This window comes from Paenibacillus sp. sgz302190, from assembly GCF_059820445.1.
Window position 1 is genome coordinate 217174 of sequence record NZ_JBZYAO010000005.1, and the last position, 14286, is coordinate 231459.

16 protein-coding genes are annotated in these 14286 nt (G+C 49.5%); 15 read left to right on the forward strand and 1 reads right to left on the reverse strand.

The features are described from left to right. Positions 1–66: 66 nt before the first annotated feature. The 14 genes from AC6RNO_RS08945 (at position 67) to AC6RNO_RS09010 (ending at position 12847) form a co-directional block, all read left to right on the forward strand. Positions 67–951 carry a polysaccharide deacetylase family protein gene (locus AC6RNO_RS08945; protein ID WP_497105223.1) on the forward strand — a complete coding sequence of 295 codons (885 nt, stop codon included), beginning with the start codon at positions 67–69 and terminating at the stop codon, positions 949–951. Positions 952–1426: 475 nt separating this feature from the next. Then, entirely contained in the window at positions 1427–2008 is a 582-nt protein-coding gene (locus tag AC6RNO_RS08950; protein ID WP_474681392.1) for an RNA polymerase sigma factor, read from the forward strand. 7 nt (positions 2009–2015) lie between these two features. After that, positions 2016–2645 (forward strand): zf-HC2 domain-containing protein, encoded by a 630-nt coding sequence (locus AC6RNO_RS08955; RefSeq protein ID WP_497105224.1) that lies wholly within the window; start codon positions 2016–2018, stop codon positions 2643–2645. Between the two features lie 289 nt (positions 2646–2934). Continuing rightward, a complete protein-coding gene (locus tag AC6RNO_RS08960; RefSeq protein WP_474681390.1) occupies positions 2935–3510 on the forward strand; it encodes a histidine phosphatase family protein in 576 nt (191 codons plus the stop codon). A 421-nt stretch (positions 3511–3931) separates the two neighbouring features. Next, on the forward strand, positions 3932–4453 hold the full coding sequence (locus tag AC6RNO_RS08965) for a hypothetical protein (RefSeq protein WP_497105225.1): 522 nt from the start codon (positions 3932–3934) through the stop codon (positions 4451–4453). A 1096-nt stretch (positions 4454–5549) separates the two neighbouring features. Next, positions 5550–6695 (forward strand): hypothetical protein, encoded by a 1146-nt coding sequence (locus tag AC6RNO_RS08970; RefSeq protein ID WP_497105258.1) that lies wholly within the window; start codon positions 5550–5552, stop codon positions 6693–6695. A gap of 177 nt (positions 6696–6872) precedes the next feature. Further along, on the forward strand, positions 6873–7061 hold the full coding sequence (locus AC6RNO_RS08975) for an IDEAL domain-containing protein (RefSeq protein WP_474681388.1): 189 nt from the start codon (positions 6873–6875) through the stop codon (positions 7059–7061). A gap of 153 nt (positions 7062–7214) precedes the next feature. Further along, entirely contained in the window at positions 7215–8249 is a 1035-nt protein-coding gene (locus AC6RNO_RS08980) for an LCP family protein (protein WP_474681387.1), read from the forward strand. Between the two features lie 67 nt (positions 8250–8316). Further along, a complete protein-coding gene (locus tag AC6RNO_RS08985) occupies positions 8317–8760 on the forward strand; it encodes a DUF2487 family protein (RefSeq protein ID WP_474681386.1) in 444 nt (147 codons plus the stop codon). Positions 8761–9029: 269 nt separating this feature from the next. Further along, positions 9030–9575: a Rieske 2Fe-2S domain-containing protein gene (locus AC6RNO_RS08990; protein ID WP_497105226.1), complete on the forward strand. Its 546-nt coding sequence runs from the start codon at positions 9030–9032 to the stop codon at positions 9573–9575. A gap of 17 nt (positions 9576–9592) precedes the next feature. Further along, positions 9593–10264: a menaquinol-cytochrome c reductase cytochrome b subunit gene (gene qcrB / locus AC6RNO_RS08995; RefSeq protein WP_474681384.1), complete on the forward strand. Its 672-nt coding sequence runs from the start codon at positions 9593–9595 to the stop codon at positions 10262–10264. 20 nt (positions 10265–10284) lie between these two features. Beyond that, complete coding sequence (locus tag AC6RNO_RS09000; protein ID WP_497105227.1) at positions 10285–11175, forward strand: c-type cytochrome; 891 nt, start codon at positions 10285–10287, stop codon at positions 11173–11175. Positions 11176–11244: 69 nt separating this feature from the next. Further along, positions 11245–11913 (forward strand): DUF1405 domain-containing protein, encoded by a 669-nt coding sequence (locus tag AC6RNO_RS09005; protein ID WP_497105228.1) that lies wholly within the window; start codon positions 11245–11247, stop codon positions 11911–11913. Positions 11914–11968: 55 nt separating this feature from the next. Continuing rightward, a complete protein-coding gene (locus tag AC6RNO_RS09010; protein WP_497105229.1) occupies positions 11969–12847 on the forward strand; it encodes a sporulation protein YpjB in 879 nt (292 codons plus the stop codon). Positions 12848–12904: 57 nt separating this feature from the next. Here AC6RNO_RS09010 and AC6RNO_RS09015 read toward each other — a convergent pair whose 3' ends face one another. Next, positions 12905–13774 (reverse strand): YitT family protein, encoded by an 870-nt coding sequence (locus AC6RNO_RS09015; protein ID WP_474681380.1) that lies wholly within the window; start codon positions 13772–13774, stop codon positions 12905–12907. Between the two features lie 144 nt (positions 13775–13918). Here AC6RNO_RS09015 and AC6RNO_RS09020 point away from each other — a divergent pair, with 144 nt between their 5' ends. Further along, entirely contained in the window at positions 13919–14257 is a 339-nt protein-coding gene (locus AC6RNO_RS09020) for a nucleotide pyrophosphohydrolase (RefSeq protein ID WP_474681379.1), read from the forward strand. The last annotated feature ends 29 nt before the right edge of the window (positions 14258–14286 follow it).

Here is a 14286-nt window from a genome sequence, read left to right on the forward strand (position 1 = left end):
TTGATCAAATATGATATTATTAGTATTTGTGATGACCATTTACTAACGTTACAGGGAGCCGGGAACATGTCAGGAATTCGCAATAAAAGTGTGCTTGCATTCATTCTTATCCTCACTCTTTGCTTGAACTTTGCGCCGGTTACTTCCGGTGAAGTCGACGGGATCCGCTACAGCTCCCAGGTGGCCGTACTTGTCTATCATCATATCGACGATCAGACTTCCGGACCGGTTACCATTTCGTCGAAGCTGTTCCAAAGACAGCTGAAAAATTTGCTCAGGCACGGTTACAATTTTATTTCTTTGCAGCAGTTTCGCGATTTTATGTCCGCTGGCGCAGCGATTCCCGACAATGCCGTACTGGTCACATTTGACGACGGCTACGAGAGCTTTTATACGAATGCTTATCCGGTGCTCAAAAAGCTGCAAATCCCGGCAGTGAATTTTGTCATTACGAAAGATCTGGACGCCCCGCAAGCCAGCGCGATACCTTCCTTGTCCAGGGAGGAGATTGCGGAAATAGAAAAGGAAGACCCGAACATCGAATTCCAATGCCATTCCGACCGGCTCCATGATATGAAGGACGGAAAGCCGCTTCTGTCCTACAAAATGAGATTAAAGGATGCATTCGAGACGGATCAGGATTACGAGCTGCGCGTAACGAACGATACGAAGACTTCGATCAGCAAGCTGGAGCCTTTGAACGGCGAAGCGATAGACGCTTATGCGTATCCTTTTGGCAGCTATAACGAAAAAGTCGTCGGTTTATTAAAACAAGCCGGTATGAAATACGGTTTCACCACGGCTAGCGGAATTGTAACGAGAAAGACGGATCCGATGCAGCTTCCCCGCATTAATGCCGGAAGTCCTTTCGTAAGAGGGAACTCCGTCAACAATCTGATTCAGCAATCGCTGCGGGGAGGAGGCAGGGCTGTTCCGCAAAAAATAGATTGATTTCATTCGTGAGTCGGGCCGGTACACGGTCCGATTCATATTTTTTTCACATTGCTTGTATCCGTTTTCAAAAAACTGTTGACAAATTGAAAACGGATACATATAATAAAAGTACAGTATGGTTTCTCTCCACTCCTATCCGATAATCGCACCAATAAGTGCAACCGCCGATTCGGCGGTTTTTTTTTTGCTTTAAATACCATATTTATCTGAATTTTATTATACAATTGAAAAGACGGGTTGCTGCGCATGCGGCAGACACGCTTTTTTAACATGGCTTACAAATTTTTGTCGAAATAAGCAGGATTTTTGCCATCGATCAAGAATGATATTAGACTGCCTCTATTTTCGCTTCTAAAAATGATGGCTCTAAAAAAAATCGTTGCCGTCGCGCAACTTTTCACTCTCTGTGCAGTACAACAATGTATGAGCAGTTGGGAGTGCTACCCGGAATCGCGAGGAGGATCGCCGCGTAATGACCGATTCCCAGTTGATCAGAGAAATCAAGGATGGAAATGTTCAGCTTTACAACGAACTGATGCGTCGTTACGAGCGTAAAATCCTTGCATTCATATACCATATGCTCAAAAGTACACAGATGGAGGCAATCGCCGAAGACTTGTGCAATGAGACGTTTTATAAAGCGTACCGAAGTTTGCATTCGTTCCGCGAGGTGGAAGCCTCTTTTTCTACGTGGCTGTATACGATTGCCCGCAATACCGTGCTGAGCGAACTTCGTAAAAATAAAAGCGTGCAAGTCTCATTGGAGCAAAGCGGGCATACGCCTCTTGCTTCCTACGAATCCCTGCCGGAGCAAACCATGCTGCGCAACGAAAAAGTGGTCATGGTGCGCGAAGCCATCAACAGCTTGCCGGAGAAACAGAGATCGGCGTTGATTTTGCGCGAATACGATCAGATGGATTACCAGGAGATCGCGAATATTTTGGGCCAGACCGTCAGTTCGGTCAAATCTTTACTGTTTCGGGCGAGAGCTTCCGTCAAACTGCAGCTGGAGCCTTATTTCAGCGAACCGATATTTGAAGAGTCGAAGGGATGAAGCAACGATGAAGTGTAATGACATTCAGGAGTTATTTGGAGTCTATTGGGATTTGCCGAATGATGACCTGAGACGCGCAGCGGTAGATAAACATATCGCCTCTTGTCCTAATTGCGCGGAGGAATTTCAAATCTGGGAAGAGAGCACGATGCTGATTCGGACTACGGCGCTGGCCGAGGAATTGCCTGAATACGAACCGATCGTTTCGGATAAGGTGATGAGCCGAATTTATCAGGACGAATCGTGGCGCATCCCGATTCCTGAGCGTATGTACGCCATTTCATACAAGCTCAGGCGAAACCTCACGGCTGTCATCGCTTTTTGTTTGGCTTTGTTCATGTTCAGCTTTTTATTTGCCATCGTTTATAATGGCACTTCGGGATCGACGGTGGCGGCTGCCGACAATTCCTTGTTTGATTTGCAGGCCCCGCAAGCTTTGAAGAGCGATTCTTCGGAGTCGATGAACGGGCACAAGATGGTGGACGCGGTCGCCAGCTTGAATCCGAGCTTCATGGAGCCGTTAACTTTTCATGTCGGACCGATCCACTCTTATCCGCATTATTTGCTTGTAGTATCCATACTTGGATTAATCAGCACCATGCTGGTTATGAACTGGCTTTCGCGGACGAAAGCTTAAGCCGGCGAACAATAATTAACGAATGCAAAATGCTCCGTGGAGGAGCATTTTTCTATCATCTCGGATTGTTTGTAATTGGCGAAAAAAGCTGCCTAAGGGCGCGGTCGCTTATTTTCGAATGACCCAGGAGCCTGTCCGATGAACCACGCAGAAGGTATATTTATGCAAAATGATGGTGTTGATGCAGCGTGAGCGGCAGTATATGCAGTCAATATTCAGTGTGTATGCACAAAAGTAACTCCGTCGGACAGACTCCTCGGGTAGAGGTTTATCTCATTGGAGGGCAACTATGACAACGATTGGACTTATTAGACACGGCAGCACGGAATGGAACCGGCTTGGCAAGCTTCAGGGACAACTGGACACGGAGTTGACGGAAGAGGGGATTAAGCAAGCTGAACTGCTGGGAAGACGCCTGGCCAAAGAAGACTGGTCCGGCATCGTCTGCAGCGATTTGCGCAGAGCGAGCGAGACGGCAAGGATCGTCTCGGAGTTGTCGGGAATTCCGCTGCTCCGTACAGACGCAAGGCTTCGGGAGCGCAGTTTCGGCCTGGCGGAGGGGACGACGCTCGAAGAACGCCAGGAGCGCTGGGGAGCCGACTGGAAGAAGCTTGATTTGGGCGGCGAAACCGACGCTCAGGTTTGGGAGCGGTGGGTTCATTTTATAGAGGAACTGACGGCGGCGGAGCCTGAAGGCAAAATATTGATCATCTCGCACGGCGGATTCATCGTTCAGGTACTGCGCGGGCTCCGCATGGAGCGCGATGAGTTTTTGAACAACACTTCCTTGACGGTTCTGCAAAGGAAAGATTCTTCATGGGAGCTGCTGCTTTACAACTGCCAGGCTCACTTGGTTTCTTCGTGATAACGGCAGCGTGGGGGCTGGCGGAAGTGCCTTTAGCGGAAGTGGAGCGTGACGACGGGCGGACGGGAACCGACCGTGTAACGCGCACGCCGCATTGGAAGCATCGCTCTGTTACGGAGCGGTGTTTTTTTGTTTTTTGGGCAGCATGGGAGGCTGCCCTTTATTGTACGGCCCTGCCCCGGAGGCGCGGCCTGGACTGAGCCTGGCGAAATAGTCGCCAGCCAGAGCTTTTACATCCACTTGAGGGCGTGGGGAGGGAATCTGCAAAGATTCCCATGACGCCGCCAAGTGGATGTCGCCCCACAGATTTTCGCTCCGCGTGCAGCTCCCAACGTTGCAGTTTTGCGCTGCATGGTGGCGGTCGGTCGACCACATCAGGTCTGCTGCTACAACTCAACTTCAAGCTTTAAAAGCGTATCAGTTGGAAACCAGTGCATTATTTTCGTATAAAGTGCGGCTTTATGCCAGTAGATACGACTGCAACGAACATTCCTGGAATGTCAGGCTGTCCAGAAACCCGTACGCCAGAGCCGGCAGCACATTCTGCCTGTTTGTGCGAAGAAAACCTGCAAAAGTGCAGTTTTTTCTCGATGGATGTGCTGATTACGACATATTCCTGCAATTGTGCAGGCTTTTTGCCGCGAACATAGGCTCAGGTTCATTTTCATCGAAAATTCCTGCGCAATTGCAGGCTTTTCGCGAAAATGAACCATTTTTGCGAAAAAACCTGCACTTTCGCAGGTTTTCTCCTGCCGAGCCCTTTGTCATCACCCTAATTTGTCTGGTGGTGCGAAGAAAACCTGCAAAAGTACATCTTTTGCTCGATGGATGCGCTGGCCACGAAAATATTCCTGCAATTGTGCAGGCTTTTTGCCGTGAACATAAGCTCAGGTTCATTTTCATCGAAAATTCCTGCACAATTGCAGGCTTTTCGCGAAAATGAACCATTTCTACGGAAAAAAACTGCACTTTCGCAGGTTTTCTCCTGCCGAGCCCCTTGCCCCCGCCCCTTTCAGCACAGCAACCAGTACAAGGAGAGGCGTAGAGGTTAGGGAAGAGCTGCTCGCGCCCCTTGCGGTTCTTCTAACCTGTCACTCCAATCAACAATATAACTTTCGGAGGTTTACTGTCACTCCATCAACAATCTGACTTTCGCAGGTTTACTATCACTCCAATCAACAATATAACTTTCGCAGGTTTTCTGTTGCTCCATCAACTAGCTGTCTTTCACAGGTTTTCTACGTGTTAATAGAGATGCGTTTTTCTAGTGTATGTACGTTTTCCTAGCAGCCTGCAAATGTGCAGTTTTGTAAGCTCGAACTTGAGCTGAGTCTCATTTTGATGGGGAATTTCTGCACAATCGCAGGCTTTTTAGCAAAACGGACCTTTCCTGCGAAAAGCCCGGCAATCACTGACAATCGCAGGCTTTTCCCCTAGTCAAGCCGCTTCATGAACGGCTGCGGTCTTTTTCACCGCAAGCAGATCCCGGCGTCCGGTGTGGCGCTGCCTGACGGCGGTCGATCGTATGGTCGACCACATGCGTCCATGTTGATCAGTGCAGGCTTTTTCGATGGAGGAGACTGCCACAGGCCGTCTGGTGCACTTTGAACCTTCACCGGATGGTGACAGCGGCAGCCGCAACCAGCCCGCCAGTGAGAGGCCTGGCCTCCCCATCGGCGCTGTTTGAGCGAAGGCAAGCCGCAGAGGCTTTAAACAGCGGCGCCGGAAATCATCGCCAAGCATCGTGCAAGATCGCACCGCGCGCAGCTCCCAGCGCGCGGTGCTGCGCTGTCTGACTGCGGTCCGTCGACCACACCGCAGGTGTCCGTCCGAGGCCTCCGCTTGGCGGCAGGCTCATGCAGGAACGCCGCCCGCCACCGGTCGTAACTATTTTGCCATAACCCTTCATTTGCTCCGCTTTTTAAGCCCCTCATTTTATTTCTTATCGGTTCTTCGAATATTTTCGGAAAAAATTCCCATAATGGTTACTAGAAACCACGGAGCAGCAAGCTTCGCAAACTGGGGGGTATACGATGGAAATGAATCTGGCGGACATGCTCAGCTATGCCGATATCCATGATTTGAGCAGAATAGCCCGTACCTACGAATGCGAGTGCAACGGTCATTCCAAAAACGAGTTGATCCAGTCGATCCTAAGCACCGCGCTGAGAAGGGAGATTTTTGAGAAGTATGTCCAAAAGCTGAGCATGGAGGACATCCGGTTTCTGAACTCTCTTCTGTTTGACGGACGCAATGCGTTCAGTCTGGAAGAATTGATCGCCAGAGCCCAACAGTCGCGGTTTCAAAAAAATGAAAGCGAGGACTGGAACCCTCGCGACATGATCGTCCGTTTCAAGCAGTTAGGGTGGCTGTTTAACGGCTACTCGCTGCAAACGAAATATTTGTTTCACGTCCCTCAAGATCTCAAGAAAAAGTTTGCCGAGGTACTGGCTGCCGATTTTAAGCGCCAGTTGGTGATCAGCGGCGAGCCCGGCGTATACCGCGACGAACAGATGCTGATTGTAGACGATATTTTGCATTTCCTAAGCTATGTTTACAGGCAGTCGGAAATACCGCTTACCGTCGAAGGCACCATGTACAAAAGGCAGCTGCAGCAAATGATGGATTGCCTGTCGGTTCAGGAAGATATGGTTGCCAAAGGCGCCTGGAGATTCGGATATGGGCGAATGTTTAAAGATTATCCGAACCGGTTCTCGCTCATTTACGACTACTGCTATTATCACCAGCTGATTGCGGAGGATCATCAGAGCCTTTCTTTGACGGAAGGAGGAAAATCGCGGGTGCTCGAAGGCCGCAGGGAGAATCTTTCCCACGTTTACCGGTTTTGGCTCCGGCTTTACAAGAATCCGGTCCCGAACGTACAGGTTATTGCGGGGTGGATCGACCGTCTGGCCGGGCAATGGGTAACTTCGGCATCGCTTGCCGAAGTGCTTTGCAAGCTGATCAAACCGTTTTATTACGACACGTCGGAATCGATTTTCGAACAAAGAATTTTGCAGATGATGATGCATTTGGGGCTGCTTCGAATCGGGGAGGACGAGCAGCGCAAGCCCATTCTTCAGGTTACGAAGCTGGGAAGCAGCGTGATTCAGGGAACGTTTGTCGCTGCGGACGATAAAATCGACCTGATGTTTGAAAAAATGATCGATTCGTCCATGCGCTAGGTAAAGGCACATTCCTTGGCATAGAGGGCTGATGCAGGCAACGGCGAAGGAATGCGTGAATATGCTTAAAGTAGGAGCATACACTTTTGAGAGATTTAAAGTTGCTTGATCATCGACGTACTCTCTGGACAATGAATGTTCCTGACAATGCGCGGACATAATTTGGAGGTAGGTCCTATGGGAAAAATGAATGTATCCAATGATGCGCTGTTGGCACTTTTCGCGGAGATGGTTTGGGACGACGCCATACGCAAACATAAAGAGGAAAATCTCTACAAAGAGATTGACCGTGCTTTAGCCAAAGGCGATCAAGCTACGTTCCTGGCCCTAACTTCTGAGCTGAAAACGTTACAATCACCGGGTTAGATCGTGTTCTTGACTGCCGCCATTAGCATATTTGCAAAGAAAGACATGTGACAGCCATTCATATGTCTTTTTTTTCATGAATGAAAATAGAACCAATCGGAGTGCGCACTCGTCAAAATTATTGACGATTCTTGTAATGAGGAGTGTGCATGTATGAGAAATTTGCGATCCAATCCCAGGCTGCGTACTGTTGTAACGTTGACGATTATTGCCGCCGGCGTTTTGCTGGCTGCAGCTTCCGCCTATGCCGCATATTTGTATAATAAAGTGAATAAAACGATTGAACAGATTGCCGCGCCGCAGCCCGCGGAGAGGAACTCGAATTCCTTTCCGGTCGAACAGCTGTCACATGAGTCGAATGCGGCTCTCAAGGAAAAGCCGCTGTCCTTTTTGCTGGCTGCGGTTGACGCGCGTGAAGGCAGCGAAGGTTCGCTCAATACCGATGTCATGATGCTGGTCAGCGTCAATCCGGCTTCAGGCGAGGCTACTATCGTGTCCATACCGAGGGACCTGGAAGTAACCCCGGAAGAATCCGGCTTGGATGACTCGCATAAAGCAAACTATTTTTACGCTTATTTTTACAACAAAAACAGCAGCACAGCTTTGCAGCAAACGAGAGAGCTGTTTTCCGGCATGTATCATGTGCCGATCGATTATATGGCCATCATCAATTTCGAAGGATTCCGCAAGCTGATCGATCAAGTGGGCGGGCTTAAGGTCAACGTCGATATGGATATGAAATATTCGGATGAAAGCGACGGCACGTACATTAACCTGAGCAAAGGCGAGCAGTTGCTGAACGGCAAGCAGGTGCTGGATTTCGTACGCTATAGGAAGTCGAACCTCGGAACGGAGGAGTCTTCGGATACGGTGCGGAATCAGCGGGAGCAATTGGTGCTGGATCAAATCTTAAACAAGCTGACTTCGTTCAGCGGCATATCGGCATGGAGCAAATTGCTGGACATTATCGGCGGCTCGGTAAAAACGGATATTCCTGCCGAAGAGCTGAAGCGGCTTACAGGCTCATATCAGGAGCTGAAACCGGATACGATCCATTACATTCATTTGGAGGGCGACTGGCAAAGCCCGTATCTGGTCGTCGACAGGCAGGATATGGCCAGAGCGTTCGAAGCGCTTCGCAATACGCAAGCAGGACTTTCAATTGACAGCGAAGAAAAGACAAATTAAAGTAGCTAATAGAGCTTGCTTACATAGCAAGCTTTTGTTTTGCAAATTATATGTGGGGGGATCATTTATGAAATTCAGCGATATCCAGGGAGAACAGTGGCCGGAGCTGAAGCCGTATTTGGATACATGCTTATTGCCGCTCACCGGGCTGACCGGTTCAGAGGAGCCTTGGCAGGCTACGATCGCTCTGGAGCAGCTGCGGGATGCGCTGGAAACCATAGAAATTCCTTTTACAGGCAGAGTGGTGACTTATCCCGCCCTGCACTATTTGACGGGAACAGATGCCGGGAAGCAGATCGGTGAACTGAGCCTCCAGCTCAAAAACGCCGGTTTTCGCTTTGTCATCGTTCTGACTATACATACGGATGCGCTGCAGGCGAAGCCTGAGCCGACGGATTTGCTGATCGTTGTCGATATGAAGGAGTGGGCAGGCAAACAGCGCGAATGGAAGGCGGACATTGCCAGACAAGTTCAGCAGCTTTGGCAAAGCGGCGATCATTTGCAGGAATGAGTGTATTATTGGAAATAAATTTGCGCAGGATAAGAGAAGTAAACGGTTTCTCCACGGACAAGAAGTTGTGACAATTTCGTTAAAATTTATTTGAAGCCTGACAAAACTGTGTCCGAAAACAAGTCGCGCATTCTTGACGCCCTAGAGGTCGTAGGCTATTATTAGAAATGTCCTAGTTATGTAGTGTAATGTCGAACGACACGTGATAGAGGTTTCTGAACGTCCGGTGTAACGGACGCGTCGGCCAATGTAGGAGGGTAGACCTGAGAATGAGTGACCACAACAATCACAATGAAGAACAGCACGGAAAGAAAGCGGGAACAAAACGCGAGATGTCCCGCCGGCAGTTTCTTTCTTACACCCTTGGTGGCGCTGGAGGATTCATGGCGGCCGGTATTATGGTACCGATGCTGAGGTTTGCCGTCGATCCAGTCCTTCAACCGAAGAAAGCATCCGATTGGATTAAAGTCGTGGAAGAGAGCAAAATTACGAACGAACCCAAATCGTTTACTTTCCAAGTTCACCAGGTGGACGGCTGGTATGAAAGCGATCCGGAGCTTGCGGCCTGGATTACGAAAGACAGCAACGGCAAAATTTACGCTTTGAACCCGACTTGCAAACACCTTGGATGTACGGTGAACTGGAACGACAATCCAGCTTACAAGGATCAATATTTTTGCCCTTGCCACGGCGCGCACTATACGGTAGACGGCAAAAATCTGGCCGTAGCGCCAAAGCCGTTGGATGAATATGACGTTAAGATTGAAAACGGCTTCGTGTACTTGGGGCCGCTGCACCCTAACACTAGAGTATAAGGAGGCGTCACCATCAGATGTTTAAAAATGTATACAACTGGATTGACGAACGTCTTGATATCACGCCGATGTGGAGGGATGTAGCAGACCACGAGGTTCCCGAACACGTTAACCCTGCCCATCACTTTTCCGCATTCGTTTATTGCTTTGGCGGATTGACGTTTTTCATTACAGTCATTCAAATTTTGTCAGGCATGTTCCTCACGATGTACTACACGCCTGATATTATCAATGCATACGCAAGCGTTGACTATCTTCAGCATAAAGTGGCATTCGGCGTCATCGTTAGGGGGATGCACCACTGGGGAGCCAGCCTTGTGATCGTTATGATGTTCTTACATACGCTGCGCGTGTTCTTTACCGGTTCTTACAAAGCACCGCGCGAAATGAACTGGGTTGTCGGGATGCTTATTTTCTTCGTCATGCTCGGTCTCGGTTTTACAGGATACCTGCTTCCTTGGGATAACAAAGCGTATTTTGCTACCCAGGTAGGTATTAAAATCGCCGCGTCCGTTCCGTTCATCGGACAATACATTCAGACGCTGCTGCAGGGCGGAGAAATCGTAGGCGCGGAAACATTGACTCGTTTCTTTGCCATTCACGTGTTCTTCCTGCCAGGCGTTCTGCTCGCTTTGCTTGCCGGACACTTCTTCATGATTCGCAAACAAGGCATTTCCGGACCGCTATAATTGAAAGGAGGGCTAACAGCGTGGCGCATGGTCATAAATCTGACGAAAAAATCGTTTACGTAGGGGATTCCCGCGTCATTAAAAAAACACCGGAGCAGCGTTTAATTCCAAGGGATTATTCGGCTTATCCGGGCAAATCGGAAGCGTTCATTCCTAACTTCCTGTTAAAGGAATGGATGGTCGGCGTTGTCGTACTGGTCGGCATGCTGGCGCTTGTCATGTCCGATCCGGCACCTCTCGGTTATCCGGCGGACCCGAAAAATACACAGTTTATTCCAATGCCTGACTGGTACTTCCTGTTCATGTACCAATTGCTTAAATATCCGTACACTTCGGATCAGTTTGTCGTACTCGGGGCTGTTGTCGTTCCCGGCTTGTTGTTCGGAGGCTTGCTTTTGGCGCCGTTCCTCGATACGGGTAAAGAACGCAGATTTTACAGAAGACCGATCGCTTCTTCCTTAATGATCTTATCTTTAATCGCTTGTACGTACCTGACTTACACTTCCTGGTCTCACTACCAAGTGGAGCTTAAGGATAAAAATATGATTCCTGAGCACATCAAGCGCGAAGAGGAATTGAAAGCAAGCAAAGGCACAACCGGAGGCGGAGCCGGCAAAGCAAGCACGAAAGCGCCGGCGATCGTGGCCGCGGACGACCCGGGAGCCGAAATTTACAAGAAAGCAACATGCTTGTCTTGTCATGGCGCCGGCCTCAAAGGAATGCCGACTTCCGGAGTTCCTGCGCTGCTGGGTGTAGGCGACAAGCATTCCAAGGACGAAATTCTCGGCATTATCAAAAACGGCAAAGGCAACATGGGCGCGCAGTACAAGGATAATATCGCAAAAGGCTTGACAGATGCCGACATCGACAAGTTGGCCGACTGGTTATCCAGACAAAAGAAAGCAGAGTAAGAATGAAAAACCTGACCGATTTAACCGGTCAGGTTTTTTTGGATCAGAGCATCGTGAGGAGGAGCTTCATTGCAGGACGGACTAACGGTTTCTTACTTTTGGAGCAAGTCTTTTTTATTGAGCAAACAAATGTTGTGGCTGTTTTTAATTTGCAATGCGCTTGGCACGGTATATGGTTATATTTGGTATGGGAATCAACTGGTCGATACGATAGCGGAGGATCCGCTTTGGTACGTATTTTTCGTACCGGACAGCCCGACGGCCAGCTTGTTTTTTTCAGGCTCGCTCATCTACTTGCTGATCGACCGTTACTCGAACCGCAAGCATTCCAAGCTGTTTACAGCTTGCCGCGGCTTTGTCGAAGCTTTTGCATTGATCACCTCGTTCAAATACGGAGTCTGGGCTGTGACGATGATTTGGGCGGGCGCCTGGCAGGGTGTGCCGGTCGGCTGGGACGGCTGGATGCTGACAGCTTCGCACCTCGCAATGGCCGTAGAGGCGCTGCTTTTTGCAAGGTGGTACGTTTATAAGCTTCCTGCGGTAGCTCTGGTAGCCGTATGGGCGTTCTCGAACGATTTTATGGACTATGAAAGAGGCGTGTTCCCCAGATTGCCAAGAGAGCTTTGGGACGATCTGCCGATCATCGAAATGTTCACCATCGGTTTAAGCGTAATAGGCATCTGCATCGCTATTTGGTTCATAGCCCGGCGAAAAACAAAAAAAATTACAGCTTCATAGCATGGTCTAATTTGGGACAATCCTCCATATGATGTGGTGAAGGAGGGAATGTCCCATGTTTGTTTATCCAGGTTTGAAGCGGGTTGTCTTGATGATATTTGCATTGGCGCTAGTGTGCGTTGTCTCGGCGTGCGGAGCGGCCGGCAGCGGGAAAGGACAAGCTTCCGTCCAAACAGACCCCGAGCAGCTCCGTAAAATGGAGTTTTTGAACGAAATCGCGGAAGATATGTACAAAAAAACGATGGAAGGCCAAGTGGTGGAAGCCCGCACCAAACTGATTCAAATGTCGGATCAAATTCCAAAAATCCGCTTTGAAGGCATCACCTCCGTCGAAGGCTTGAACGCGTTGACCGAATCAATTACACAGGCGAAGCGCGTGTATAATGCAGTGAATTATTCCCAGGAAGAAGCGCGGGTCGCCGTGGCCAAAATACGTCTGGCCGCCGACGCGCTAACCCATAAAAATCAACCGATGTGGCTTCAATATTACAAGCTGCTGCGCAACGATTTGTCGGTGCTGGAGAAAGCCGTAAGGGACAACAGGCAGCAGGAGGCCGTCTCGAAGTTCGCCAGCTTGTCGCAGCACATCTCCGTCATCCGCCCGTCGCTGCTTATCAGCCGGGACCCGGCTGATGTAGAGAAGCTGGATTCCTTGATGACGTTTGTCCGCAGCAGCTTGAACAGCTCGCCGATGAACGTCAAGCAGACGGAATCGGGCTTAGAGCAATTGCAGCGGACGATTGACGAACTGTTCATGAGAAAATCGGATGCGGCGGCATACTTGCCGCTGACGGACCCGAAACAGCCGATTATTTGGTCGATTGGAATCGGGCTGATTATCATCAGCGTGCTCACCTATACCGCATGGAGGATGTTTCGCTCCGGACGGAACGTCGTGACCGTCAAGCAAAAGACGGAAGGCGAGCAGCCGTAACTCACATATGCAAAAGCAAATCCCGGGCCGCCGTCACAGCGGTGCCCCGGGATTTTTTCATGGCGTTTTGAAGCCTTCGCCGAGCACTTCGTGCACATCGCCGATAATAATAAAGGCGGCCGGATCGATCGATTTGACGATTTCCCGCAGCTTGCGCGTTTCGTGCCGGTAGACGACACAGTAAATGACTTCCTTGTCTTTGCCGGAATAGGCGCCGCGGGCGGGAAATAAAGTGACGCCCCGGTCGAGCTCCGACGTAATGGCTTGGGCGAGCGGCCCCGTATGCTCGCTAATGATCGTAAAAGCTTTGGCCGCGTAGGCGCCTTCGGAAATGTAATCGATCATTTTCGAGGACACAAAGACGGCGACGAGCGAATACAGCACTTTTTCCTTCGGCAAATAAAGCAGGGAGGAGCCGATGACGAGGACGTCTATCGCCAAAATCATTTGGCCGACGCTCCAGCCCCGCATTTTATGTCCGATGCGGGCGAGGATGTCGGAACCCCCGGTTGTGCCGCCATAGCGGAAAACAAGGCCGAGACCGGCGCCTAAAGTCAAGCCGGCATATAAAGTGGCGAGGAAATAATCCTGCGTCGTTTTAAAAGGGACAATCCACTGCTGGCGGATCAACAGCTCCATCACCCACAAAAAAACGGATAAGGAGATGACGCCGAAAATGGTGAAAACCATCGACGATCTTCCGAATATTTTCCATCCCAAATAAAATAAAGGGATATTGATCAGCAGCGTGGATACGGAGGGCGGGATGCCCAGCACATAGTTGCACAGCAGGGAGATGCCCGTTACACCGCCTTCCATCAGCTCGTTGGAAATAACAAAATAATGAAGACCGAATGCGTAAATCGCGGTTCCCAGCATAATGGCGAAAAATTGGGTGAATCGGCTGACGATAAGATCCTTCAACATCGGGAAACCTCCATTTGACAGCATTTAACAGCGGATAAAAGTATTATAACCTTTTTGGATAACGAAAAAAATTTGTCAACTTTTCCTCTTTAGTTTAACATGGTAATGATATCTTCGTATGTGATCATGGAAAGAAGGGTGAGCATGTCGGAACGTACACTTAAGGACCTCCAGGCAGAGGTTGATGCTTATATTTCACAGTTCAAGGAAGGCTATTTCAGCCCGCTTTCGATGCTGGCGAGAATGTCGGAGGAAGTGGGGGAACTGGCGAGAGAAGTTAACCACAAGTACGGCGAGAAGCCGAAAAAGTCAAGCGAGGCCGACAATTCGATCGAGCTCGAACTGGGCGACATTTTGTTCATTACGATCTGTTTTGCCAATTCGCTCGGCATCGATTTGACGGAGGCTCACGACAAAGTGATGCACAAATTCAATACTCGGGACGCGAACAGGTGGACTAAAATTAACACCGAAAATACATAACCTTCATAAACTGTACCATCCCCGCTTGC

Excerpts from the sequence above, each read along its gene's own strand:
- AC6RNO_RS08950 (WP_474681392.1), top strand. The coding sequence starts at position 1,427 with ATGACCGATTCCCAGTTGATCAGAGAAATCAAGGATGGAAATGTTCAG.
- AC6RNO_RS08955 (WP_497105224.1), top strand. The coding sequence starts at position 2,016 with ATGAAGTGTAATGACATTCAGGAGTTATTTGGAGTCTATTGGGATTTG.
- AC6RNO_RS09020 (WP_474681379.1), top strand. The coding sequence starts at position 13,919 with ATGTCGGAACGTACACTTAAGGACCTCCAGGCAGAGGTTGATGCTTAT.
- AC6RNO_RS09015 (WP_474681380.1), bottom strand. The coding sequence starts at position 13,774 with ATGTTGAAGGATCTTATCGTCAGCCGATTCACCCAATTTTTCGCCATT.
- AC6RNO_RS08985 (WP_474681386.1), top strand. The coding sequence starts at position 8,317 with ATGAAATTCAGCGATATCCAGGGAGAACAGTGGCCGGAGCTGAAGCCG.
- qcrB (WP_474681384.1), top strand. The coding sequence starts at position 9,593 with ATGTTTAAAAATGTATACAACTGGATTGACGAACGTCTTGATATCACG.
- AC6RNO_RS08990 (WP_497105226.1), top strand. The coding sequence starts at position 9,030 with ATGAGTGACCACAACAATCACAATGAAGAACAGCACGGAAAGAAAGCG.
- AC6RNO_RS08975 (WP_474681388.1), top strand. The coding sequence starts at position 6,873 with ATGGGAAAAATGAATGTATCCAATGATGCGCTGTTGGCACTTTTCGCG.
- AC6RNO_RS08970 (WP_497105258.1), top strand. The coding sequence starts at position 5,550 with ATGAATCTGGCGGACATGCTCAGCTATGCCGATATCCATGATTTGAGC.
- AC6RNO_RS08945 (WP_497105223.1), top strand. The coding sequence starts at position 67 with ATGTCAGGAATTCGCAATAAAAGTGTGCTTGCATTCATTCTTATCCTC.
- AC6RNO_RS09010 (WP_497105229.1), top strand. The coding sequence starts at position 11,969 with ATGTTTGTTTATCCAGGTTTGAAGCGGGTTGTCTTGATGATATTTGCA.
- AC6RNO_RS08960 (WP_474681390.1), top strand. The coding sequence starts at position 2,935 with ATGACAACGATTGGACTTATTAGACACGGCAGCACGGAATGGAACCGG.
- AC6RNO_RS08980 (WP_474681387.1), top strand. The coding sequence starts at position 7,215 with ATGAGAAATTTGCGATCCAATCCCAGGCTGCGTACTGTTGTAACGTTG.